We start from the raw sequence: 23,890 nt of genomic DNA, 5'->3' as shown, positions 1-23,890 counted from the left end.
AAATCAATATATTAAAAACAATAAAAAGCAAACATTATGAGACGTAACGCAACAGCCGTTTGGAACGGTAACATCAAAGAAGGTAAAGGACATTTAACTACTCAAAGTACGACTTTAAACGAAACCCAGTATTCTTTCAACAGCCGTTTCGCAGACGGAGTGGGAACTAATCCTGAAGAACTTCTTGCTGCAGCGCATGCAGGATGCTTCACGATGAAACTGAGTGCTGAACTTTCTCAGGCTGGTTTTACTCCTGAAGAATTAAAAACAACTTCCGTCATCACTCTTGATCCTAGTGTAGGAAAAATTACAAAATCTGAACTGACTTTAACGGCAAAAGTTCCAGGAATTTCAGAAGAAGAATTCCAGAAATTCGCTAAAATCGCTGAGGAAGGATGCCCGGTGAGTGCAGCTTTCAACTTTGAAATTACTTTGAATGCTACTTTAGCTTAATAATATTCAAATTTCTCTATTTAAACCATTAGGATTTTCTTAATTAGTCTTATCTGATTAAAAAATCTTAATGGTTTAATTCTTCACAGAAAATCTCTGATTTTTCAAAAAACTGATGTGATCTTTCTCCACATTATCAATTTAAACTTTATATCAATTTAAGCTGTCAAAAACTTTTGTGCCTTTTGTGGTAAAAAAAACAGTGACAAAATAAAATATACCAATCGGTATATTTTTGTATATTTGCATTGAAATTAAACACTTAAATGTCAAAAGCAGAAAAGACCAAACAGTTTATCATTGAGAAAACAGCGTCTTTGTTCAATACCAAAGGCTACACGTCTACGTCTTTATCTGACATCACGGAAGCTACAGGTCTGACCAAAGGAAGCATCTATGGAAACTTCGGCAACAAAGACGAAGTGGCACTGGAAGTTTACAAATACAATTCCAGCCTGTTATCCAAAAACATGGCCAGATCTTTAGGAGATGAATTTCCAACGACCATTGATAAACTTAATGCATTTGTTAATTTTTATCGAAAAAACTGGAAAACAGTCTTTGAAAACGGAGGATGCCCTTTGATGAACGCAGCCACAGAAGCTGATGATACTTTTCCGAGTCTGAAGAAACAGGTGACCCAATCGTTTGAAGGTTGGATCAAAAAAATAGCATCCGTCATTAAAGACGGGCAGGACAACGGAGAGATCCATCAGACCATAGATTCAGACGAATACGGATCGTTATTCATCATGATGGTAGAAGGCGGAATCCTGCTTGCCAAAACGACTGAAGAAGAAAAATATCTGCATATGGCTTTAGACAGGATATTATTCATGATCGACAAAGAATTAAAAATACTTCCCTCATAAATTTTTCAATATGGAAACAAAAAAAGTGGCTATCGTAGGATACAGCAGAATTCCTTTCGCAAGAATCAATACAGCCTATGCGGACCTGGATAATCAGGAGCTTCTGGAAGCTGCACTCAACGGACTGATCAACAAATACCATTTACAGGGAAAACTTCTGGGTGAAGTAGCCGGCGGAGCTGTGATCAAACACATTTCCGAGAGCAACCTCATCAGAGAAACCGTGATGAATACGGCACTGGATCCCGCAACGCCTGCATGCGATCTTCAGCAAGCCTGTGATACAGGAATTGAGGCTGCCGTTTATATTGGAAATAAAATTGCACTGGGACAGATAGAAAGCGGTATTGCCTGTGGTGTTGAAGCTATGAGTAACATCCCGTTTGAATCTGCTCCGAGATTAAGAAAAGCCCTGTTAAAAGCCAATAAAGAAAAATCAGCATTTGGAAAGTTAAAACAGCTTCTAAGCCCAAAACTTAAAGACTGGATGCCGATTCCCTACAAAGGACAGGAACCTAAAACCGGTCTTGTGATGGGTGGACATACAGAAATCACAGCCAAATATTACAATATTTCCCGTGAAGAACAGGATGAATTGGCTTTAAAAAGTCATCAGAATATGGCCAAAGCTTACGACGAAGGATTTTTCGATGATATGATTATTCCTGCTTTCGGCCTTGATAAAGACAATAATCTCCGAAGAGATACCAGCATTGAAAAACTTTCCCAGCTGAAACCGGCATTTGATAAAGAAAACGGCACATTGACCGCCGGAAATTCAACTCCTTTTACAGATGGTGCATCAGCCGTTTTAATGGGCAGCGAAGAATGGGCAAATGCCAACGGCCTTCCTATTTTAGCGTATGTGACTTTCTCAGAAGTGGCAGGAATTGAATATGTGGAAAACAAGCAGAATCTGCTTCTGGCTCCCGTTTTTGCAGCTGACAGAATGCTTAGAAAGGCTGGAATGAGTCTTGAAGATTTTGATTATTATGAAATTCATGAAGCATTTGCCGCTCAGGTTCTTGCTACGATTAAAATCTGGGAAAACGATGATCTTGCTAAAAAATTCGGTCTGGAAAAAGCATTGGGGAAAATTGACAGAAGCAAACTGAATGTAAAAGGCGGAAGCCTTGCCGTAGCGCATCCCTTTGCGGCTACAGGTGGAAGAATTATCGGTACTCTGGCCAAACTGCTCCACGAAAAAGGCAGCGGAAAAGGATTTATCTCTATCTGCGCAGCACGCGGACAGGGTGTCACTATGATTTTAGAAAAATAAAACAAAAAATATGGACAGATTAGCACAGCTGCAGCAATTCATCGGAAAGGAGTTTGACCAGTCACCCTCACCGTTTATGAAATGGCTCAATCCTATTGTACTTTCTGTAGAAGAAGGACATCTCGAGTTCCAATATACGGTAAGACCGGAATGGCTTAACCCGATCGGAAATCTCCATGGCGGAGTAACGGCAGCCATCGTTGACGACATCATTGGAGCCACGATGTTCTCTCTGAACGAAAATTCTTTCATAACAACCATCAATAATGTGATCGATTATTTTTCAACTGCAAAAGAAAATGATAATATTGTAGCCGAAACGAAAATTATAAAAAGAGGCCGGCAGTTTGTCAATGCGCAATGCGAGATATGGAACGCAGACAAAACAAGACTGATTGCCAGGGGAACCTCTAATCTATTCAAAATTAATAACTAGATATGAAAAGAGTTGTCATTACAGGACTGGGCGCTGTGACGCCTTTGGGGAACAATGTCGAAGATTTTTGGCAAAACAGTATTAACGGGGTGAGCGGAGCAGGTTTAATTACCCATTTTGATTCAGAAAAATTTAAGGTACACTTCGCCTGTGAAGTGAAAAACTTTGACCCGAAAGTTCACCTGACCCACAACGAAATAAAAAGAAGCGACCTGTTTTCACAATATGCGATGTATGCTTCCACAGAAGCTATTCAGGATTCCGGACTGGAACTGGAAAAAATGGATCCGTTTGATACCGGAGTGATCTGGGGAACCGGACAGGGAGGTATGATCACCTTTGAAACCGAGGTTATGAATTTTTCAGAAGGCGACGGGACACCAAGATTTAATCCTTTCTTTGTTCCTAAGTTCATCGCCAATATGGCTTCGGGAATGATTTCTATGAAGTTTGGTCTTCAGGGAATCAACTATACCACTATTTCAGCCTGTGCAACGGGAAATACAGCATTAATGGATGCTTTCAACTATATCCGTCTTGGAAAAGCCAAAGTAATCATCAGTGGTGGCTCTGAAGCTGCTGTGACACCGGCTTCTGTAGGAGGTTTCTCCATTATGAAAGCTATGTCTACCAGAAATGATGATTTTGCCACCGCAAGCCGTCCTTATGACACAGACAGAGACGGTTTTGTCATGGGTGAAGGTGCCGGAGCTCTGGTTCTTGAAGAATATGAGCACGCCAAAGCAAGAGGCGCTAAAATTTACGCTGAACTGGCAGGTGCTGCTATGACCGCAGATGCTTATCACATGACGGCACCTCATCCGGATGGAGTGAGCGCGATTAAAGCGATGCAGCTGGCTATGAAAGAAGCGGGAGCCAATTTAGAAGATCTTGATTATCTTAATCCTCATGCTACCTCTACTCCGCTTGGAGACCTGGTAGAATTAAAAGCGATCAGCAAATTATTCGGAGGAAACAAAAAGCTTGATATCAGTGCTACAAAATCCATGACCGGACACTTATTGGGTGCGGCAGGTGCTGCGGAGGCTATTCTTTCTATTAAAGCTGTAGAAAAGGGAATTATTCCACCTACGATCAATCTTCACAATATTGACGAAAGCATTCCTAAGGATGTAAATATCGTTTTTGGAGAAGCTAAAGAGAAGAATATCAACTTCGCGCTAAGCAATGCCTTTGGATTCGGGGGACACAATGCGACTTTGGTTTTCAAGAAATTTAATTAATTTCGTACTATACATACAGTAACATGTCCAAATTGAAAGAAATAAGAGAGAGAAAAAATCTGACTCAGGAAGAGTTGGCCGAGAGCTCTGGTATTTCTGTCAGGACAATACAACGGATAGAAGCAGGAACTCAACCAAAAGGTCATACGCTTCGGGTTTTGGCTAAAGCTTTAGAAACAACAGAAAGCGAGTTTCAAAACATAGAAATCGAGACAAAAGATCTTGAAATTAAAGAAGATCAAATTCCTGCGAATTATTCTTTAATAAAAGTGATCAATCTTTCTTCTATCCCTTGTATGTTGCTACCGCCATTAAATATTTTGGTTCCTCTTTTTCTGATGTTTAAACTAAAACAGAAAAATGGCTTAGTAAAGCAAATAATTTCTGTTCAGATCATTTGGACCATATTTGCACCTGTCACATTTCTATTCGGTATCTTCTTAAAACCCGGACCTGCACTTACGATTATCATGATCATCTTGATTTTCCTGTCCAATATTTTTATTATCCTTAGAAATTCTGCTGAAATAGACAGAAACAAAGAACTTCTTTACAAACTTAATTTCAGCCTCATATAACCTTGTCGGATGATTGTCGGGTTTTTGTCAGGTTCTATTTTTTGTACTAAAAATAAGAAACCTAATCTTTGTCAAAAAAAAATAAGACAATGACAAAACTCTTTTATTTTACCCTGTTATTTCTCCTTCTGTTTTCCACGAATACCAATGCTCAGGCAGAAAAAGTAAGCAGCCATTACATTACAGATTCAATTTTTGATCGTGATAAAGAAATTGAAAACTGGCTCCACGAACTTAAAGTTCCCATTCTTGGGCTTGGCATTATAGAAGGCGGCACATTAAAACAGATTAAAGTATTCGGAAAAATTAAAGACGATATTTCAGCACCTTACAATACGATTTTCAATGTAGCATCACTTACCAAACCAATTACCGCAATGGTAGCATTACATCTGGTGAATATGGGAAAATGGGATCTTGATGAACCGGTTTATACATATTGGACCGATCCGGATATAGCCAATGATCCAAGGAATAAACAGTTGACGACAAGAATAATATTAAGTCATCAAACAGGCTTTCCCAACTGGAGATACATGAAAGAAAACAAAAAATTAAGTTTTGATTTTGACCCGGGAACAAAATTTCAATATTCAGGAGAAGGTTTTGAGTATTTGAGAAAAGCCATTGAAAACAAATTCAAAAAACCACTGCAACAATTAGCAAGAGAATTGATATTTCAACGTCTAAAAATGAATGATACCAATTATATTTGGGATGAAAACACAGATAAAAACAGATTTGCCAAAGGCTATGACAAAAATGGAAAACCGTATAAAACAGAGGAAAATAAATTGGCAAATGCGGCTGATGATCTGCATACAACAGTAGAAGATTATGGAAACTTTCTCGCTGACATTCTTAACGGAGGACATCTTAACAATGATCTTTATAAGCAGATGATGAAAAGACAGGTTCAAACCAGGAAAAACAAATACTATGGATTAGGCTTTGTTATTTACGATCTGGGTAATGGAGAATATGCATTGTCACATGGTGGTTCTGACTCCGGAACATTTTGCATTACGATCATTCTTCCGAAAACCAAACAGGGACTTCTGATTTTCACCAATTCAGATAACGGCTACAAAGTATTCGATAAATTACTTGCTCATTATCTGGGAGAAAACGGAAAGAAAATCATCAAGATAGAAACTCAATAAATAACAAAAAGCAGTCAAAACTGACTGCTTTTTGCTTTTACCTTTCTTACTTTAGATGGCAGATTCTTACTCAGAATCCTGTATAAAAAAATCATCCGCATTGTCTGCCATTGGAATATATAACCGTTCCCATTGTTCTCCTTCTTCTATTTCCCAACTGTGCCCCTCGCCCTCTACATCTTCTGCCAGAAGGATAATTCCAGGTTCGATATGAAATGTGGAACCATTACTTACCTTAAACCGAATTTTTCCTTTCAACGTTACTACATATTGCTTTCTTGGGGCAGTATGCACCTCTTTTTCCCATTCTTCAGTAGCAGTACTTATCCAAAAAGCTTTTGTGTTCATCTGCTTCAAAGTAGGAATTTTCCCTATTTCGAAAGTACTTGTCCCATCGGGATTATTAAGTAACCTTATGGCAGGTACAGAATCGCTTGTGCTTTTCAAATTATACTATTTTTATACGGTTATTACTCTCAATTAAGATTTCAGCCATTCCGAAGAAGAAAGGTATTTCTGATCGGGATAATAGATGAAAAGGCAGTTACGCCCTTTTATGGTATTAATGATAGGCTGTGTCAATGCTTTCGGTACGGCAGGACATCCCCAGCTTCTTCCGATTCTTTTGTGCATTGATGCAAATTCATCGCTTACATATTCTGCCCCGTGCATGACGATCGCTCTTCTGTAGGCTGCATCATTAAATCCTTTATCCATTCCCAGCAGTTTCAAAGAATATCCGTTGTCTCCCTGATAAGTGGCATCCGTGATATAAAATCCCAAACTGCTCTGCAGCGAACTTTCCGTGTTAGAAAAATTCGCAGCAAATTCTTCGCCTGTATTTTTTCCGTGTGCTACCAGTGAATTGAACAGTACCTTTTTCTCGTTGGTATCAATGACCCAAAGTCTTTTTGTATTCGAAGACATAGAAAAATCGCAGATAGTCAATAAATGCGAGTCCTGATTCAGCAATCCTGCTTTTTTTAAATTTTCAAATCCTGTTAATGCTTTTGAGAATACTTCATAATTCAATTCATGCTCAGGATCAAATGGAATTGATTTGTACAATTCTTCTGATGAAGATGCTTTAGCGTCAGTCTTCTCAGATTTCGTGTCAGCTACTTTTTCAATTTTTGCTGTATTCACATTCCCAGTCTTTGCTGCCTTTCCCGGCGAAAGATAGAATGAAGTCGTGACCATATAAACAAGGCCTAATACACTATAAATTCCTTTCATTCAATAATATTAAATTCCAAATTAGTGAGGCAAAATTATAAAAACATAATTACCAGCCTGTTATAAACGCGGAAAGTTTAACTGAATTTAAGAAACTTTAACTTCCTGATTTCGTGAATTAAAAGGGCTTATTTCTCTGAATCTCCAACAAATTCCAGGCTGACAGAATTCATGCAATACCGCAGTCCCGTAGGTTTCGGACCATCATCGAAAACATGTCCCAGATGGGAATCACATCGTTTGCAGAGCACTTCTACCCTTTCCATTCCATAGGCTCTATCTCTTTTGTAATACACGCCTTCTTTATCGGCTTCAAAAAAGCTTGGCCATCCGCAGCTGCTGCTGAATTTCGAAGTGGACCGGAACAGATGATTACCGCAAACGGCACAATAATAGTCCCCGATCTCATCAAACTCATTGTATTTTCCGGTAAAAGCTCTTTCCGTAGCAGCTTCTCTGGATATCGCATATAGGTCGGGAGCAAGGATTTTTTTCCATTCTTCGTTGGGAATATCCAGTTTTGCAGTATCGGTTCTGGAGTAGTATGGATTGTTTTTTGCTTCTTTATTTTCCATAGGAACAGTTTTAAAAGGCTGAAACTTCTGCGGACAAGCCTGCAGAGTGATTAATAATATAATGAAAGTTAAACATTTCATGATGAGTTTTACTTTCAATTAAACTCATCTCATGACCAAATTTAGTAAATTTGAGAATATGAATGATGAAGCCAAAAGAAAACAACTGAGAAAATATAAAGCATTTGCCACCGGATTATTTGTCCTGATGGCCATTATTTTCATTGCCACTACGCTCCTTCAAAAGTCAAACCCTTCGCATTGGTTAGGTTATGTAAGGGCTTTTTCCGAGGCAGCAATGGTAGGGGCACTGGCAGACTGGTTCGCGGTGACCGCTTTATTCCGGCATCCGCTGGGTCTTCCGATTCCGCATACGAATCTTATTGAAAACAGTAAGCAGAGGCTCGGTGATAATCTCGGCAGCTTTGTGGTCAGCAATTTCCTTTCACCACAGAATATCCGCCCTTATATCCAGAAGCTTAAAATTTCAAACTTTGTCGGCGAATGGCTTGCTAAAGAAAAAAGCCAGGACATCCTGATCAGGAATCTTTCGGATATTGTTCTGGACATTCTCAATAAGCTTGATGATACTTCGGTAAGCCAGTTTATCAGCAAGAAAGTGTCTGAAATGACGGATGATATTAAGCTGAATAAAGTGGTTGGAAACGGGATCACCTATATTCTGGAGAAAAATGATCATCAGAGAATCATCACCAATCTTTCCAAACAGATTAAAGAATATATTATCGAGAATGATGAAATGATCAAAGAGCGTGTTGAAAAGGGAAGCTATTCATTCATTCCTTCTTTTGTTGACAATAAAATCGCTGATAAAATTGCGAGTGGACTTGCTGATTTTTTCAAAGAAATAGAAGAAGATCCGGAACATGAAATCCGCAATCTGATCACTCAAAAAATCCATGAATTCTCTACCGATCTGAAGGAAGATCCGAAATGGGATGATGAATTTAAAACCATCAAAAACGGTCTTCTGAAAAGCGATAAGTTAGATGAATACTCCAGTGACATCTGGATTTCCATTAAAAAAACATTAATGAAAGAACTTCAGGACGACCAGTCTTCATTAAAAGGCTATCTCACTAAAAACCTGAATGAATTTTCCCAAAATTTAAAAACGGACGAAAATCTTCAGAATAAAATTGATCATTGGGTAAGAGTGACTGCTTACAAATACATCCTTAAAAATACCCATCAGTTCGGAAACCTCATCAGCTCTACCGTTGGAAACTGGCAGGGAAAAGAACTAAGCGAAAAGCTGGAGCTGGAAGTAGGAAAAGACCTGCAGTTTATCCGGGTCAACGGAACACTCGTCGGCGGATTGGTAGGACTGATCATCTACACCATTGCCAACTTCTTCATTTAAAAAACTATTCACCAACCAACCATGAAAAAACTTTTTATTACATTATTCCTCCCTCTTTTTGTCCTCTGTTTCTGCCAGAAAGTTGAACTCAAGGCCGTAACAGATTCCTCACAGATTTTCAAAGGCGAAATTGCGGGAGTTCCCGTTACCATGCAACTTCATTTCGCAGGAATTGCAGATTGCAGCCTGTATCAGTATTTTGTAGACGGCTGGTATTATTACGATAAATATCAGAAAAAGATCCCTCTGACGGGTATTTATGATTATGGGAAACTGTCTTTATATCATTTCGGAAACAAACAAAAGCAGAATTCCAAACTGTTGAAAGATCAGATCACTTCGCCGCAGAAAGTGGAAAAAACTGCAGAAATTGCGGAGGCTATGAATCCCAAAGAGTCTATTACTTTTACGACAGATAATCCTAAAGAAAATTCTATCACCGGGAACTTTTATATGGATAAAAAAACGCAACCGGCCAAACTGTTTACCGGAAATGATATGATTTACCGTTATAACAATTACCTGACGTTACCCAACAACAAAAAGATCAATACGTTTGATTTCATTAATAAACATGGAGGAAACCAATTGATTTCTTACGCCTCGGGAGACAACGGGAATCGTATCTTATTATACTTTGAGCATTCTTCCAATTTCAATGCATGTGGAAAATGCGGGGCCAGCGAAGGGGAAAAAGGCTACAGAATTCTGTACTTCACCAAAGACTGGAATTATAAAAACTATGAAGAATTCCTGACTGAAAGCTGTTTGGAAAACATTTATGACACCACAGAAACAAAATCCCAGGACCGGAAAATTTTAAAGTATAAAATTAAAAAATCCTCATCTACAGCAGCATACAGTCTTATGGTAGATATAAAAAATGCCTCTATAATCAAATCTAAATAATATGAGATTGGAAGCTGGAAGAAGGAGGCTGGAAGTTACTATTAGTCACTAATTTTAAATAATTACCGTAAAATTAGTTGAAGTAGTTAAAAAATTAAACTACGTTTCGGTTCTACCCTGGACTGCAATAACTTCCCTCTTCGCGCTTCAAACTTCCTAACCATATTATCTTGGAAGCCTGCTGGCTCTCGTTAAAATTTCTTTGTTGATCTCATTGATCAGTTCCGGGCCTTCATAGATAAATCCGGTGTAAAGCTGTATCAGACTTGCTCCTGCATCCAGTTTCTCGATCGCATCTTTAGCCGAATGAATTCCTCCTACTCCAATGATCGGGAAAGCTCTGTTGCTTTTATCGGAAAGGTATTTGATCATTTTTGTACTTCTTTCACGGATCGGTTTTCCACTTAGTCCGCCATTTCCTATCTGTTCTAAAACTTCAGGAGAGGTTTTCAGACCTTCGCGGTTGACAGAGGTATTGGAAACAATCACGCCGTCAATTTTTGTCTCTGCAATCAGTTCGACAATTTCGTCTAACTGAGCGTTATTAAGATCTGGGGCAATTTTAAGTAGTATGGGTTTCTGTACCGATTTTGACTGATTGATTTTCTTTACTTCTGTAATCAGTTCGCGCAGATAGTCTACATCTTCCAGCTTGGCGTGGCTTCCCACATTCGGGCAGCTTACATTTAGTACAAAATAATCTACATGGGGATGAAGTCCTTCAAAACAGTCCAGATAATCCTGGGTGTAATTTTCAGGGGTTGTATGGGTGTTTTTTCCAATGTTTCCTCCGATGATTATTTTTCCTTTGTTGGATTTCAGCTTTTCGATTGCTGCTTCAAGACCATCATTGTTGAACCCCATTCTGTTGATAATTCCGCCATCTTCAATAAGACGGAACAGTCTTTTCTTAGGATTTCCTGCCTGAGCTTTTGGTGTTACGGTTCCGATTTCTACAAATCCGAAACCAAGATCTCCCAACTCGTTGAACAGGACAGCATTTTTATCGAAACCGGCTGCCAATCCTACAGGATTTTTAAATTTCAATCCGAAAACTTCTCTTTCCAAACGTTTGTCTTCAATAGGTTTTGGAAAAAATAATTTGGCAAGAAATCCAAAATTTTTAAGCATTGAAAATGTAAAATGATGAACTTCCTCGGGATCGAATTTGAAGAGAATGGGTCTGATGATACTTTTGTACATTGAAAAAAAGTTTTACAAAAATAATCAATTTAAAATTAACCTTCGGCTAACCTATGATATTTTATGAAAAAATGTATTATAAATATCATCTATAAAACGCAGACATCTGCATGATATGTAAAATCAAACTACTTTTATCCTTACTGGACATTTATTCCTTAAATTAAGAATACGAGCTTAAATCCAGCTTCAAAATACCTCCTACTCTTTTGAACTCTTCGTTTACCGTAGCATTCACCGTAATTCTTTCATTGGTAATGGGATGATTAAACACCAATTGATGGGCATGAAGCATCAGTTTACTCATATCGAAAGTTTCCAGCCACAGTTTATTTTGTTTGTTGCAACCGTAAGGACGGCAGCCCAAAATGGGGTGCAAAATATGTTTAAAATGTTTTCTCAGCTGATGCATTCTGCCCGTTTCCGGAATAGCTTCTACCAAACAGTAGCGGGAAGTCTGATGTTTTCCAAAAGCCAGATCTATTTCCGAAGTCTGTAAACGATGGTAATAAGTAATAGCATTCTGCTGGATTTCGTCTTCGTTAATCAAATCATAATCGATCGTTTCTTCTTCTTTTGCCCAACCCCGAAGAATGGCCAGATATTTCTTCTCCACCGTTCGTGCTGCAAACTGATCACTCATTATTCTCAAAGAATCTTTATCTAAAGTAAACAACAGAACACCCGAAGTTTTCCGGTCTAAACGATGCACAGGATACACATACTGCCCAATCTGATCTCTCAATTCCTGAATGGCATAAGTATCTGCCTCTCCTGCATAATATGATTTATGAACCAGTAATCCGCTTGGTTTATTGATGGCGATAAGATGCTCGTCGCGATAAAGAATTTCTAACATGGGACAAAAGTAGAAATTTTTGGGCGATTTAGCCCTGATTGAGCGGCATGTTTGAGCTCTCTTTATTGGTTTAGGCGCGGCGGCGGAGCCGCCGCGCCTAAACCAATAAAGAAGCGAGTAGCGAAAGCAGGTTCCCGGCTCCTGAAAATAGTACAAAGTATTACCGTTATCAGTTTTATTTTTCTATTTTCGCGGAAAAATTACCCTATGAAACTATTATTTTCGGCTTTATTCATGGCCTTTTTCTTTATTTCGACCTCTGCTCAGGTTTCAGATTCTGTTAAACTCGGGAAGAATAACCGTGAATTTTTTATCAAAGGAGATCAGAAATTCAAGTTCTCGGAATACAAAAAGGTATTTACCAACCCTGAAGCTTTAGGCTACATGAAAAAAGCCAACACCAACGGTACTGTTGCGCAGATCTTTGGAGCTATAGGCGGCGGTTTGGTAGGTTTCGGATTGGCTAAAGAAGTATTCAGAACGAAAACAACGTATCAAAATGGTGTTGCTTACAAGAAAAAAGATAAAAGCGGCTGGGGATTGGTAGGAATCGGTCTTGGAGCCATCGGAGTAGGAATTCCTTTTGCGATAAGCTCAGGAAAAAACATGAAAAAGGCCATCAATACACAAAACCAAGCTGGCGGTACAGACGAAACGAAGACAACATCTTACAAACTTGATCTTAGCGGAAACAGTGTTGGGATTACTTATAGTTTCTAAAATCTGTTTAATCTGAGAGAGTCTTTAACTCAGATGAATACCTGTTTTTTCTGTTAATACACTCTTTTTTTATTGAATTTCATGAATTTGGAATCCAAATTCATATTTTTGCACATCAGACGTAAAAAAAATTATGGCAAAGCAAGAAGATGTTTTCAAGAAAGTGATTTCTCACGCTAAAGAATATGGTTTTATTTTCCCTTCCAGTGAGATCTATGACGGTTTATCCGCTGTTTATGATTATGGACAGAATGGTGCCGAATTAAAAAACAATATCAAACAGTATTGGTGGAAAGCTATGGTACAGCTTAACGAAAATATTGTGGGTATTGATTCCGCGATCCTTATGCACCCTACCACATGGAAGGCATCAGGCCACGTAGACGCTTTCAACGATCCATTGATTGACAATAAAGATTCTAAAAAACGTTTCAGAGCAGATGTTCTGGTAGAAGACTACTGTGCGAAAATTGAAGATAAAGAGAATAAAGAAATTGAAAAGGCAGCGAAAAGATTCGGTGACTCTTTTGATAAAACTCAGTTTGTTGCGACGAATCCAAAAATTCTGGAATACCGTGCTAAAAGAGAAGCTATTCTTTCAAGATTAGCCAAATCTTTGGAAAATGAAGACCTTGCTGATGTAAAGGCTTTAATTGAAGAGCTTGAAATTGCTGATCCTGATACTGGTTCTAAAAACTGGACGGAAGTAAGACAGTTTAACCTGATGTTCGGAACGAAGCTTGGAGCTTCTGCAGACAGCGCAATGGATCTTTATCTGAGACCGGAAACCGCTCAGGGTATCTTCGTTAACTTCCTGAATGTTCAGAAAACTTCACGTCACAGACTTCCTTTCGGTATTGCACAAATCGGTAAAGCGTTCAGAAATGAAATTGTTGCAAGACAGTTTATCTTCAGAATGCGTGAATTTGAGCAAATGGAAATGCAGTTTTTTGTAGCTCCGGGAACTGAACTTGAATTCTACGAACAGTGGAAAACAAAACGTCTGAACTGGCACCTTGCTTTAGGTTTAGGGGATGACAACTACAGATTCCATGATCATGAGAAATTGGCTCACTATGCGAATGCAGCGGCTGATATTGAATTTAACTTCCCATTTGGTTTCAAAGAACTGGAAGGAATTCACTCCAGAACAGATTTCGACTTAAAAGCGCATGAAGAATTCTCAGGAAGAAAACTTCAGTTCTTCGATCCGGAAAGAAACGAAAACTATGTACCTTACGTAGTGGAAACTTCTGTAGGTCTGGACAGACTATTCCTTTCTATCTTCTCACACTGTCTTAAAGACGAAGTATTGGAAGACGGTTCGGAAAGAACAGTTTTATCTTTACCACCGGCATTGGCACCAATCAAAGCAGCGATTCTTCCGTTAATGAAAAAAGATGGTCTTGCTGAATATGCTGAAAAGATCTTCAACGACCTGAAATATGATTTCAATTTATTCTACGAAGAAAAAGACGCCATCGGAAAACGTTACAGAAGACAGGATGCCATCGGTACGCCTTACTGTATCACCATCGACCACGACTCTCTTACAGATCATACAGTGACCATAAGAGACAGAGATACGATGCAGCAGGAAAGAGTTCCTGTTTCTGAATTAAGAAGAATCATCGACGAGAAAACAAACTTCAGAAATTTACTTTCTAAACTATAGACTAAAGCCCCATTAATTGGGGCTTTTTTATTGCTTATTTACAGCTTTTAATAATTTCGCGCAGATTGTGCAGATAACGCTGATTCTTTCTAGTCTTTAGAGGAGATATTAATAATACAAACCTTATAGATCTTTAAGACCTGTAAGGTTTTTCATTTTCAGAAAAACTCAGTACAACACACTTTCTTCATCAGATAAAATCTTTCCTTTTCCTCTGCTTTATTTAGAATATGAATAAAGAAAATGAAACTTCTCCGGCGTATTCGTTAATTTATTATTTTTGGCAAAATAATAACTATGAAAAAAATAAGTTTACTGGTATTCGGGCTTGTTCAGATGCTGGCTTATTCCCAGACTCAGGACCTTACTGCACTGGCTGCCGGTGATCATGTGGGAATGAATGCCCTCTTCGATGACAAAGACAATCTTTACGGTTATGTATCCCTTTATTCTTACGGAAAAACAGGTGACAGAACCAAGAAATTCGAATATGTAATTCTGGATAAAAACCTTAATCCTGTTGCCAATAAAGAATTTGAAGGCGACATCACAGCTGCCTCTTACCGCGGATATGTTGACTTTAAGGGACAAATCATCTTAAGACCTTCCATGATGGATTATTCTCTGGTAAAATCAAGAGAGATCTTCACTCCGGTTTCTATGGTCATCGATCCGAAAACCAATACCATCAAAAGAAAAGTATATTACGATTATCTTGAAGACGGAACTTTCAAAGAGATCAACGAGCCTAAAAACTGGAAAGCACAGCGGAAGGAAAACCGGGAAGAGAAAAAAGAAAAGGGCTACAATTATGTTTCCGCGGTTGGAGAAGTAAAAGAAGGTGGCTACTTTGCCGTAGAATACAAAGACTTCGGAAAATATGTGAACAACAACAGCATCATTAAATTTGATGATAATAAAAAAGAGCTTTGGCGCTATAAATACAATACCGATGGTACTAAAAAGGTTTTCTCTACCTTATCCGTTCTGGACAGAGACGAGAAATACATGTACTGCATCATGAAAAAGGCGGACGATGATAAAAAGTCTTTCAGCATGGTCGTGATCGATATGAAAACAGGAAAAGAAGCCTCCAATAAGCCGATTACAGGACTTTCCGATACCACAATAGACCTCATCGACAGTTTCGCTGTGGGCTATGACAGCAGCCTTGATAATGATAAAACGTTTGACGACAAGATTGTTCTTCTGGGAAGAAATTTCACCAAGAATGATTATATCGGATACGCCAGATTGATGGTTAACAAATCGGATTTTACGGTAGATACAAAACAAATCAATTTCAAGCCGGATTTCGCGTCCTATCTTCCGAAAATCAATACCAATGGTATGGTAGAAAGCGGTTATATGCTTCAGACCAAAGATATGTACTTTATGAATGACGGAAGTGTAGGAATTCTTACCGAAAAATACAAACCGGCCGGACAGTACAATGCTCCTAAAACGACGGATCTCGTTTATGTGTATACGGATAAAGATTTCAAGATTAAAAATATCCAGGTTTTTGAGAAAGAGAAATCGAAATGGGTCAACAGTGATTACCTTTTCTCGCAATACCTCAATGGTGGAAAAGATGTGGTATTCTTCTATCGCGATTATCAGAAAGATGAAGTCACCAGACAGAAAAAATGGAATCTTTTCATCAATACGGTGATCGATGGCAAATTCAAGCAGGAAATCATTCCTATTTCTGAGAAAGACAATTACGCCGTTACGCCCTACGTAGGAAAAGAGGGATACATTCTCCTCCGTGAATACAACGAAAAAGAAAAATTCAATAAGCTCCGTTTAGAAAAACTGAACTATTAAAAAAAACAAGAATCCTGATGATGCATCAGGATTCTTTCATTTGGTAGCTGCTCTGGTAAAAGTCCGCTATATTTTTGATGTCATCAAGGCTCAAATTCCACATAAAGTTCAGGAACTGCTGATAACTTTCACTTTGATTTTTGGGTTCTATTCTGTCCAGATAACGGTTCAGGTTGTAATTTTTCCGGGCTTCGTATATTTTCGAGAAACATTTACCCAGCCAGCCTTTGTAGTATTTTTCCTCTTCCCCATCCTGCAGAAACTGCATCGAGGCATAAATTCCCAGTCCGTAATCTTCGGAGTGAAAATAATTGGGAAGGATCTCCATTCTGGCCATTTTCTTCAGAGTTGTAAAAGTCTCAGAAGGTTTTTCCGACTCTACCGAGGGTTTAAGTTCAGGAAATATTTTTTTTAATTTTTCAATCCTTCTGGACATTTCCGGATGCGAGGCCAGCGAGTCTTTATCCAGTTTTTCTTTATAAAAATTATAATTGTACAGCGAGAAATCTTCCTTCTTCATCCATTTTTCATTGAAGGCCTGTTTGGGAAGATCAAAAAGCTTCTTATAGGTTTCTATCTTCAGCTGGCGCGGGGAAATGGTGTCAAAATCCTGCAGTCGTTGAAGTGCGTTTACATATTCATTCTTTTTAAAATCACTGTTTTTAAAGATCACATAGCCTAGTGAATCTGCTTGCATTTCCTGCTTTCTTCTTTCCACGCCTTTTTTATACGCTCGGTTTTTAAGGATATCAAAAGCTTTCTTATTCTGGGTCTGACTGCGACTTTCCGTCGTTTCTTTCAGGTTTTGTACGGTTATTTTATCCAGCTGATTCTGTTCGATAATATTTAAAAAAGTTTTGAGGGAATGTTCATCAATCTTATGACCTAATTCATGGGTAATCACGGCAGCGATCTGGTCTTCACCATTCAGCCAGTTGTACAGTCCCATATTGATGACAAAAGTTCCGTCCGCAAGGCAATAGGCATTCGGTGTATTATCTCTTGCTACCAAAATTTTAAGATCCTGAGGAATTCTGGGATTATTCTTTCTCAGACGTTGGATCAGGGTTTGTATTTCCGTTTCAAATTCAGATTTAAAAATAAAATCTTTGTTTTTCACCTGCTTTTCAAAATCGGTTCCGAATTCCTTATAGATTTTAGACAGTTCAGAACCTGTCTTCCCGGAATACTGCGATCTTAATTTTTTTATAAAAACTTCGTTATTTCCGGCAAAACTTTTTAAAAATTCTTTTCTCTGCAAATAGTCTGCGGTGTCGATCATTTTATAGGTCTGGGCGGCTCCCATCACTGAAAAAATGAAAAACACGAATACAATGAGTTTTCTGGTCATATTTTTCATCAATAATCGCAAAAATAGTTTATTTACCGTTCCTTTCTCCTTTTCTTATCAAAATTATTTTAAATTTGTTTGAGACTGATACTCATGATCATATGAAGGCATTAAAATATGTAATAGGCGGAGCAGCCGTAGGGGTAGCCGCAGTTTATCTTTTGGGATACGACTATTTATTCAGCGGAATTTCGAAAACGTATCTTAAAGGAAGATCCAGCGCCTACATCGATGATGGAAAGCTTTTTCCGGGAAACCTCATCGCTACGGAGGAACCGGAACTCTGGACGGAAGATCCTGACTACAACAAGAAAGAACTGCCTGAACATGTACTTGAAAATCTGAAACATTCCAAAACCGCAGCTTTTGTGGTTATAAAAAACGGAAAAATCCTTCATGAGCAGTATTGGGACGGCTACAACCAGCTTTCACAGACCAATTCTTTTTCAATGGCAAAAGCTGTTACGGTAATGCTTCTGGGGAAAGCACTGGAGGAAGGCATCATTAAAAATATCGATGACAGGCTTTCTGATTTCTATCCTGAATTTAAAGAAAAAGAATTCGGAAGTGAGGTTACGCTTAAAAATTTAGCCCAGATGGAAGCCGGACTCGACTGGGATGAAGATTACAATAATCCATTTCTGCCGAATGCCAAAGCTTATTACGGCAGAAATCTCATCAAAGCCGTATTTTCAAGAAGATTTCAAGAACAGCCCGGCACTCGTTTTCAATACCAAAGCGGAGCGACTCAACTTCTCGGATTTGCTTTAAAAAAAGCTCTGAATCAAACATTAGCCAGCTATTTATCCGAAAAATTCTGGATCCCGATGGGAATGGAACAAAATGCCTCATGGAGCACCGACAACCACGGGATGGAAAAAACATATTGCTGCATCCACTCCAATGCGAGAGATTATGCGAAACTGGGACAACTGTTTTTAGATGATGGAAAAGTTGGAGAGCAACAAATCCTCAATCTGAATTTTATCGAGCAAATGAGAACGCCTACTGAAAAATCTCAGGAGATCTACGGGATGGGACTTTGGATCAATCATGACAATCCCGTTAAACATTATTATTTCCTTGGATTACAGGGGCAGTATATCATTATGGTTCCGGAACACAATATGGTAATCGTAAGAACCGGAAGCTACAGCAATAACCCTAAAAATGACAGGGGAAGACCGGATCAGGTGAAATTCCTTGTCAATGAATCCGTTCAATTATTTCAGTAAAAAACTATGGAAAAATACAATATACAGGTTGATGAATACATCGAAAAATCCCCTGATTTTGCACAACCCATTTTAAGCTATCTACGGGAAACCATTCATGAATGCTGTCCCGAAGCAGAAGAAGCTATAAAGTGGAAATTTCCCACTTTCATGTACAAAGGAAAAATTCTCTGTTCAGTTACCTCTTTCAAACAATATTGCAGCCTTGGATTCTGGTTACATGGGGAGATGAAAACTTTAAAGGAAATGGAAACGACCGCCGAAAAAAGTTCAATGTTCAGTTTAGGAAAGCTTACTAAAATGGAGGATCTTCCCTCTAAAGTTCAGCTTAAAAAAATGATGAAAGAAGCTATGGAACTTACCGATATGGGCGTTACTATGAAAAAAGCGGCACCGTCCAAAGTGGAAACTGAGGTCCCCGATTATTTTCAGGCTGCTTTGAATGACCATAAAAAAGCTTCAGAGGTTTTTGAAAAAGGATCACCGTCTTTCAGAAAGGAGTATATCAACTGGATCACCGAGGCCAAAACCGAAACAACCAGAAACAAAAGAATGGAACAGGCTTTGGAGTGGCTTGCAGAGGGAAAAGCAAGAAACTGGAAGTACCAAAAACCTTAAGGAAAACAGACATTATATTAAACGTCCTCTTGGCAACCCAACCTCGTGTGCCTGTGGATAAGGTTTTCTGGATGTCATACTCACATCTTCTTTAATTTGCCTGTGAATATCATATTGCTTCTCTTTATCATAAGCATAACGGGGATCAGGAATCATGGGCATTTTAGCCATCTTATGAATGGTGATGGTTGGAAAATGAAAATCGACTTCCACCGTTCCCAAAAGCAAATAACACCCTCCTCCCTGAAAATCATATTGCTTCAAACTATCGGGAAAATGGGCTGTGTCAAAATACTCACCATTCACGTCTATCCAGGTTCCAAAATACATCGTCCCTTTTTTGGTAGGAACATGTTTTCTTGAAATCAGATAGGCCAGCATCTTTACCTGTCTTTTATGAAATTTCAATAAATTATTTACAAAAACAGAACCTCTGTATTTCGTCTGTAGCAGATCAAATGGACTGCAGGAAACCGGAAAACCAATGAGTTCAATTTCATCGAAAGCATCTTCGAAATTTTCTCTTTTTAATTGAGGTAATTTAAATTCCTGAACAGGTTCTTCAATTAACATAAGCCCCCTGTTCTCGGGTTTAAAATTGACTAATAGCAGCCGTGCTTCAACCAGTAATTCATTTTTGGGTTTACCGGTAAATCTGAATGCGCCAATAAAAATTAAAATCTGTACGGTTTCAATACTAATGGAGATGCGTCTGATAAAATCTTCTAATGACTTATAGTCTCCATTTTTTTCACGTTCTTCAACAATTGCATGAGCAATTCGTGTTTCCAGCCCTTCCAAAAGCATTAAACCCAAATAAACGTCTGCTCCTTTCAGTGTGGTTTGATATTCACTTGTGTTGACACATGGAGTCTGGATATTCCCTCCGGACATTTTTGCTTCGTGGATATACACTTCGGTGCGGTAGAAACCTCCCTGATTATTGATCACAGAAACCATAAATTCTAAGGGATAATATACTTTCAGATAAAGGCTCTGATAGCTTTCCACGGCATATGATGCTGAATGGGCCTTACAGAAAGAATATCCGGCAAAGGATTCAATTTGCCGGTAAGCTTCGGCGGTCAATGCCTCAGAATGCCTCTTTATTTTACACGATTCAAAGAAATTTGTCTTTACCTCCTGCAGCTTTTGAATAGAGCGGCCTTTTCCACTCATGGCTCTTCGGAGAATATCTCCATCTGCTAAGGATAGCCCCCCGAAGTACTGGGCAATTTTAATCACATCTTCCTGATACACCATAATCCCATAGGTCTCCTTCAAATGTTCTTCAAACACCGGATGAAAATATTCAAACTGATCGGGATGATTATGCCTGAAAATGTATTCCCGCATCATTCCACTTTGGGCTACTCCCGGTCTGATAATGGAAGAAGCTGCGACGAGGGTTCTGTAATTGTCACATTTCAGTCTTCTTAAAAGCCCACGCATGGCCGGAGATTCTATATAAAAACATCCGATTGTCTTTCCTACCGCTAAGTATTCATTTGCCTGTTCTTCATTTTTTGACAAGGTTGTGTCCCGGATATCAATGGTGATTCCTCTTGTTTTTTTAACCAGATTTACAGTATCATTAATGGTCCCAAGACCTCTTTGGGAAAGAATATCAAACTTTTCAAGGCCAATATCTTCTGCTACGTTCATATCAAACTGAACAATCGGGAATCCTTTGGGAGGCATTTCTAATGCAGTATAATGGGTAATAGGTTCTTCTGAAATCAAAATTCCGCATGCGTGCATACTTCTTTGATTAGGAAACTTTTCCAATAATTTACCGTATTTCTGAACCTGTCGTACCACTGAATTCCGGTCATGGCTCTCCATCGGTTTTTTCGACAAATCATCCAGCTCTTCTTTGGGTAAACCGAATACCTTACCTACTTCTCTGAAAATAGATCTGTATTTAAACTCGACATTGGTTCCACAAAAAGCAACATGGTTTTTTCCATATCGATCAAAAATATATTCCAAGATGGCATCTCTGTTTTGCCAGCTCCAGTCGAGGTCAAAATCCGGTGGTGTTTTCCGGTTCAGGTTCAGGAATCTTTCAAAATACAGATCCAGCTCCAGCGGACAGATATCGGTAATTCCTAAGCAGTAACTGACTATTGAATTTGCTCCGCTTCCCCGCCCTACATGCATAAATCCCATCTTATTGCTGTACCGGATAATATCCCAGGTAATCAGAAAGTAAGAACAGAAATTGAGTTCGTCAATAACTCCCAGCTCTTTCTCAACTCTTGTTTGAGCCACTTCATGACCGAGTCCGTATCTTTTTTCCAAACCTAAATATGCCAGCCTGCGGAGAAGTTGTACATCAGATTCTTTAGATTTTGTATAGAACTGTTTGTTCTTAACTTTTTTAAAATCAAATTCAAAATCACACTGTTCAAGAATGTTTTTTGTGTTTTCAATAATTTTGGGGTATCTCTCAAATGTCTTTATAATATGCTGTTCGGAAATAAAATATTCAGATTGACGACAAACCTCTCTTTTTGTTAATTTTGACAGCAATATATTATTGTCAATGGCCCGGAGGATTTTATGCAGTCCATATTCTTCATCTGTGCTGAAAGTAACAGGATGAAGGACGACCATTTTAGAAATATACTTTTTATATTCCGGACGGATCAGAAAATTTAACTCTTCTATTCTGACTCCTACAAATTCATTGGCTTTCAGTTCTGCAGGAATATTACTCATCGGATACACCACCAATACTTCTTTAAATTCAGGTGCCGTTTCAAAGAGTTCTTTATCATCAAAATTATGATCAGTGATTACTTTATTAATTTCACCAATTCCTGAAAACCTTCTGGCAATTGCCACATACAGAAGTTTTCCTTCTTTTCTGACCTCAACTCCGGGAATAGGCTTTATACCCAGATCTTCGCATGCTTTTTTAAAATCATAGATTCCGGTCACGGTATTAATGTCAGTCAACACTAATTGTTTTGCCCCCAATTCATGCGCCTGCCTTACCAATTCCTTAATGGATAAAGTTCCGTAACGGAGGCTATGGAAGGAATGACAATTAATAAACATGTTGAAAGATTTAAAACTTATTTTCCGAAATCGAAGCCGGATGCCCGTCCTACAGCATCGGCACCGAAACGGTTTTTGATATAATCCATCGTTTGATATAAACTCATTTGCTCCTCGGTATCTTCAAATAAATTCATTTGATGATTCCCATGTACCAATCCTGTAAACCGTAAGCCTACGAGCCGAAGCCTCATCCTCCTTGTATAGACTTTATTAAAAAGGTCCAGTGCCACTCTCGACAAGGTATGATCGGCAGATGTGTAGGATACTTTGCACTGCTTGGTTTCCGTATCAAAATTGGCATAACGTATTTTTATAACGACTGTTGAAGTCAACCACTTTTCCTGTCTCAGCTGATAAGCCAGCTGTTCTGCCATTCCCGAGATCAATCTTTTCAGTTCTATCATATCCATGGTATCGGAAGTAAAAGTTCTTTCAGTTGATATAGATTTTCTTTCAGAATAAGGAACTACAGGATTTTCATCAATTCCGTTGGCTTTTTTCCATAATTCTTTTCCGTTAAGACCAATCATCTGCTGCAAGACCAAAACCGGCATTTCTGACAATGTATGGATGGTACGGATTCCTATTCTTGACAACAGTTGAAAGGTCTTGTCACCCACCATTGGAATTTTTTTGATTGACAGGGGGTTTAAGAATGGCTTAATTTCCATTTCATTGATCTCCATTCTCCCAACGGGTTTTGCTTCTCCGGTACCAATTTTAGAAACGGTTTTATTCGTTGACAGCGCGAAACTTATGGGAAGCCCGGCCTCTTTAGTAACCGCCTCTGCAATTTCTTTTGTCCATTGATAGCATCCAAAAAACTTATCCATCCCGGATAAATCGAGATAAAACTCATCAATACTGGCTTTTTCCATCAGGGGAACTTTTTCCTGAATAATTTCCGTAACCGTATGTGATAAATTAGAGTACATTTCATGATCTCCACGAATCACTTTTGCATCGGGACAAAGTCTTAATGCCATCCGAATTGGCATCGCTGAGCGAACCCCAAATTTTCTTGCTTCATAGGAACACGAGGCCACCACTCCACGGTCGCCCCCTCCTATGATTAAGGGAATACCGTCAAGCTGCGAGTTATTACGCCTCTCACAGGATACAAAAAATGTATCTAGGTCCATATGTACAATTGCTCGGTTCACGTCACAAAATTAGATACTTTTTATATCAAATCAATCAT

General features: G+C 38.7%; 22 protein-coding genes. 14 read left to right on the top strand and 8 right to left on the bottom strand.

What is annotated here, in order from left to right:
- Nucleotides 1-36 precede the first annotated feature (36 nt).
- The 7 genes from BUA72_RS19185 to BUA72_RS19155 all read left to right on the top strand — a co-directional run bounded on the left by BUA72_RS19185 (nucleotide 37) and on the right by BUA72_RS19155 (nucleotide 6,025).
- On the top strand, nucleotides 37-453 hold the full coding sequence (locus BUA72_RS19185) for an OsmC family protein (RefSeq protein ID WP_047450849.1): 417 nt from the start codon (nucleotides 37-39) through the stop codon (nucleotides 451-453).
- A 266-nt stretch (nucleotides 454-719) separates the two neighbouring features.
- Nucleotides 720-1,325 carry a TetR/AcrR family transcriptional regulator gene (locus BUA72_RS19180; RefSeq protein ID WP_047450851.1) on the top strand — a complete coding sequence of 202 codons (606 nt, stop codon included), beginning with the start codon at nucleotides 720-722 and terminating at the stop codon, nucleotides 1,323-1,325.
- 10 nt (nucleotides 1,326-1,335) lie between these two features.
- Nucleotides 1,336-2,604 carry an acetyl-CoA C-acetyltransferase gene (locus BUA72_RS19175; RefSeq protein WP_072924628.1) on the top strand — a complete coding sequence of 423 codons (1,269 nt, stop codon included), beginning with the start codon at nucleotides 1,336-1,338 and terminating at the stop codon, nucleotides 2,602-2,604.
- 10 nt (nucleotides 2,605-2,614) lie between these two features.
- Nucleotides 2,615-3,040, top strand: coding sequence for a PaaI family thioesterase (locus tag BUA72_RS19170; RefSeq protein ID WP_072924627.1), 426 nt, complete (start codon nucleotides 2,615-2,617; stop codon nucleotides 3,038-3,040).
- A gap of 2 nt (nucleotides 3,041-3,042) precedes the next feature.
- Nucleotides 3,043-4,284: a beta-ketoacyl-ACP synthase II gene (fabF, locus tag BUA72_RS19165; protein ID WP_072924625.1), complete on the top strand. Its 1,242-nt coding sequence runs from the start codon at nucleotides 3,043-3,045 to the stop codon at nucleotides 4,282-4,284.
- Nucleotides 4,285-4,307: 23 nt separating this feature from the next.
- Nucleotides 4,308-4,862, top strand: a complete 555-nt coding sequence (locus BUA72_RS19160; RefSeq protein WP_072924623.1) for a helix-turn-helix domain-containing protein — start codon at nucleotides 4,308-4,310, stop codon at nucleotides 4,860-4,862.
- An 89-nt stretch (nucleotides 4,863-4,951) separates the two neighbouring features.
- On the top strand, nucleotides 4,952-6,025 hold the full coding sequence (locus tag BUA72_RS19155; protein ID WP_072924622.1) for a serine hydrolase domain-containing protein: 1,074 nt from the start codon (nucleotides 4,952-4,954) through the stop codon (nucleotides 6,023-6,025).
- A 66-nt stretch (nucleotides 6,026-6,091) separates the two neighbouring features.
- Here BUA72_RS19155 and BUA72_RS19150 read toward each other — a convergent pair whose 3' ends face one another.
- From BUA72_RS19150 to msrB, 3 genes are all read right to left on the bottom strand, one after another.
- Nucleotides 6,092-6,472 (bottom strand): cupin domain-containing protein, encoded by a 381-nt coding sequence (locus tag BUA72_RS19150; protein ID WP_072924620.1) that lies wholly within the window; start codon nucleotides 6,470-6,472, stop codon nucleotides 6,092-6,094.
- A 33-nt stretch (nucleotides 6,473-6,505) separates the two neighbouring features.
- On the bottom strand, nucleotides 6,506-7,261 hold the full coding sequence (locus BUA72_RS19145) for a murein L,D-transpeptidase catalytic domain family protein (protein ID WP_072924618.1): 756 nt from the start codon (nucleotides 7,259-7,261) through the stop codon (nucleotides 6,506-6,508).
- Between the two features lie 128 nt (nucleotides 7,262-7,389).
- Nucleotides 7,390-7,836, bottom strand: a complete 447-nt coding sequence (msrB, locus tag BUA72_RS19140; protein ID WP_139259651.1) for a peptide-methionine (R)-S-oxide reductase MsrB — start codon at nucleotides 7,834-7,836, stop codon at nucleotides 7,390-7,392.
- Between the two features lie 139 nt (nucleotides 7,837-7,975).
- On the opposite strand from msrB, the gene BUA72_RS19135 reads away from it, so the two are divergent.
- Nucleotides 7,976-9,220, top strand: a complete 1,245-nt coding sequence (locus tag BUA72_RS19135) for a DUF445 domain-containing protein (RefSeq protein ID WP_047451312.1) — start codon at nucleotides 7,976-7,978, stop codon at nucleotides 9,218-9,220.
- Between the two features lie 21 nt (nucleotides 9,221-9,241).
- Entirely contained in the window at nucleotides 9,242-10,129 is an 888-nt protein-coding gene (locus tag BUA72_RS19130; RefSeq protein WP_072924615.1) for a hypothetical protein, read from the top strand.
- A gap of 165 nt (nucleotides 10,130-10,294) precedes the next feature.
- Here BUA72_RS19130 and BUA72_RS19125 read toward each other — a convergent pair whose 3' ends face one another.
- Together BUA72_RS19125 and BUA72_RS19120 are read right to left on the bottom strand one after the other, a co-directional pair.
- The gene (locus BUA72_RS19125) at nucleotides 10,295-11,332 is read right to left on the bottom strand and encodes a quinone-dependent dihydroorotate dehydrogenase (RefSeq protein WP_072924614.1); all 1,038 of its coding nucleotides are present in this window, start codon (nucleotides 11,330-11,332) and stop codon (nucleotides 10,295-10,297) included.
- Between the two features lie 163 nt (nucleotides 11,333-11,495).
- The gene (locus tag BUA72_RS19120) at nucleotides 11,496-12,191 is read right to left on the bottom strand and encodes a pseudouridine synthase (RefSeq protein ID WP_047450868.1); all 696 of its coding nucleotides are present in this window, start codon (nucleotides 12,189-12,191) and stop codon (nucleotides 11,496-11,498) included.
- 207 nt (nucleotides 12,192-12,398) lie between these two features.
- Between BUA72_RS19120 and BUA72_RS19115 the strand changes: the two genes are divergently transcribed.
- From BUA72_RS19115 to BUA72_RS19105, 3 genes are all read left to right on the top strand, one after another.
- Nucleotides 12,399-12,911, top strand: coding sequence for a hypothetical protein (locus BUA72_RS19115; RefSeq protein WP_072924612.1), 513 nt, complete (start codon nucleotides 12,399-12,401; stop codon nucleotides 12,909-12,911).
- 133 nt (nucleotides 12,912-13,044) lie between these two features.
- On the top strand, nucleotides 13,045-14,586 hold the full coding sequence (locus BUA72_RS19110) for a glycine--tRNA ligase (protein WP_072924611.1): 1,542 nt from the start codon (nucleotides 13,045-13,047) through the stop codon (nucleotides 14,584-14,586).
- 297 nt (nucleotides 14,587-14,883) lie between these two features.
- Entirely contained in the window at nucleotides 14,884-16,416 is a 1,533-nt protein-coding gene (locus BUA72_RS19105) for a hypothetical protein (protein ID WP_072924609.1), read from the top strand.
- A gap of 25 nt (nucleotides 16,417-16,441) precedes the next feature.
- Here BUA72_RS19105 and BUA72_RS19100 read toward each other — a convergent pair whose 3' ends face one another.
- Nucleotides 16,442-17,767 carry a M48 family metalloprotease gene (locus BUA72_RS19100; RefSeq protein ID WP_228407921.1) on the bottom strand — a complete coding sequence of 442 codons (1,326 nt, stop codon included), beginning with the start codon at nucleotides 17,765-17,767 and terminating at the stop codon, nucleotides 16,442-16,444.
- 101 nt (nucleotides 17,768-17,868) lie between these two features.
- Here BUA72_RS19100 and BUA72_RS19095 point away from each other — a divergent pair, with 101 nt between their 5' ends.
- Nucleotides 17,869-19,002 carry a serine hydrolase domain-containing protein gene (locus BUA72_RS19095; protein WP_072924606.1) on the top strand — a complete coding sequence of 378 codons (1,134 nt, stop codon included), beginning with the start codon at nucleotides 17,869-17,871 and terminating at the stop codon, nucleotides 19,000-19,002.
- 6 nt (nucleotides 19,003-19,008) lie between these two features.
- Entirely contained in the window at nucleotides 19,009-19,620 is a 612-nt protein-coding gene (locus BUA72_RS19090) for a YdeI/OmpD-associated family protein (protein WP_072924605.1), read from the top strand.
- A 12-nt stretch (nucleotides 19,621-19,632) separates the two neighbouring features.
- Here the strand turns inward: BUA72_RS19090 and BUA72_RS19085 are convergent, their stop codons facing one another.
- Together BUA72_RS19085 and dinB are read right to left on the bottom strand one after the other, a co-directional pair.
- Nucleotides 19,633-22,686, bottom strand: coding sequence for a DNA polymerase III subunit alpha (locus BUA72_RS19085; RefSeq protein WP_072924603.1), 3,054 nt, complete (start codon nucleotides 22,684-22,686; stop codon nucleotides 19,633-19,635).
- Nucleotides 22,687-22,703: 17 nt separating this feature from the next.
- Nucleotides 22,704-23,852, bottom strand: a complete 1,149-nt coding sequence (gene dinB / locus BUA72_RS19080) for a DNA polymerase IV (protein ID WP_072924601.1) — start codon at nucleotides 23,850-23,852, stop codon at nucleotides 22,704-22,706.
- Nucleotides 23,853-23,890 lie beyond the last annotated feature (38 nt).

Origin of the sequence: Chryseobacterium sp. OV279 (assembly GCF_900128945.1) — a bacterium.
In the GTDB taxonomy this organism is placed as follows: domain Bacteria; phylum Bacteroidota; class Bacteroidia; order Flavobacteriales; family Weeksellaceae; genus Chryseobacterium.
Note: the sequence above shows the minus strand (reverse complement) of the source record. Positions and strands in the feature narration are given on the sequence as shown.

Coding starts and splice junctions, on each gene's coding strand:
- BUA72_RS19110 (WP_072924611.1), top strand. CDS start 13,045: ATGGCAAAGCAAGAAGATGTTTTCAAGAAAGTGATTTCTCACGCTAAA.
- BUA72_RS19180 (WP_047450851.1), top strand. CDS start 720: ATGTCAAAAGCAGAAAAGACCAAACAGTTTATCATTGAGAAAACAGCG.
- BUA72_RS19130 (WP_072924615.1), top strand. CDS start 9,242: ATGAAAAAACTTTTTATTACATTATTCCTCCCTCTTTTTGTCCTCTGT.
- BUA72_RS19160 (WP_072924623.1), top strand. CDS start 4,308: ATGTCCAAATTGAAAGAAATAAGAGAGAGAAAAAATCTGACTCAGGAA.
- BUA72_RS19090 (WP_072924605.1), top strand. CDS start 19,009: ATGGAAAAATACAATATACAGGTTGATGAATACATCGAAAAATCCCCT.
- BUA72_RS19115 (WP_072924612.1), top strand. CDS start 12,399: ATGAAACTATTATTTTCGGCTTTATTCATGGCCTTTTTCTTTATTTCG.
- BUA72_RS19120 (WP_047450868.1), bottom strand. CDS start 12,191: ATGTTAGAAATTCTTTATCGCGACGAGCATCTTATCGCCATCAATAAA.
- BUA72_RS19095 (WP_072924606.1), top strand. CDS start 17,869: ATGAAGGCATTAAAATATGTAATAGGCGGAGCAGCCGTAGGGGTAGCC.
- BUA72_RS19105 (WP_072924609.1), top strand. CDS start 14,884: ATGAAAAAAATAAGTTTACTGGTATTCGGGCTTGTTCAGATGCTGGCT.
- msrB (WP_139259651.1), bottom strand. CDS start 7,836: ATGGAAAATAAAGAAGCAAAAAACAATCCATACTACTCCAGAACCGAT.
- fabF (WP_072924625.1), top strand. CDS start 3,043: ATGAAAAGAGTTGTCATTACAGGACTGGGCGCTGTGACGCCTTTGGGG.
- BUA72_RS19155 (WP_072924622.1), top strand. CDS start 4,952: ATGACAAAACTCTTTTATTTTACCCTGTTATTTCTCCTTCTGTTTTCC.
- BUA72_RS19085 (WP_072924603.1), bottom strand. CDS start 22,686: ATGTTTATTAATTGTCATTCCTTCCATAGCCTCCGTTACGGAACTTTA.
- BUA72_RS19175 (WP_072924628.1), top strand. CDS start 1,336: ATGGAAACAAAAAAAGTGGCTATCGTAGGATACAGCAGAATTCCTTTC.
- BUA72_RS19125 (WP_072924614.1), bottom strand. CDS start 11,332: ATGTACAAAAGTATCATCAGACCCATTCTCTTCAAATTCGATCCCGAG.
- BUA72_RS19170 (WP_072924627.1), top strand. CDS start 2,615: ATGGACAGATTAGCACAGCTGCAGCAATTCATCGGAAAGGAGTTTGAC.
- BUA72_RS19100 (WP_228407921.1), bottom strand. CDS start 17,767: ATGACCAGAAAACTCATTGTATTCGTGTTTTTCATTTTTTCAGTGATG.
- BUA72_RS19185 (WP_047450849.1), top strand. CDS start 37: ATGAGACGTAACGCAACAGCCGTTTGGAACGGTAACATCAAAGAAGGT.
- BUA72_RS19135 (WP_047451312.1), top strand. CDS start 7,976: ATGAATGATGAAGCCAAAAGAAAACAACTGAGAAAATATAAAGCATTT.
- BUA72_RS19145 (WP_072924618.1), bottom strand. CDS start 7,261: ATGAAAGGAATTTATAGTGTATTAGGCCTTGTTTATATGGTCACGACT.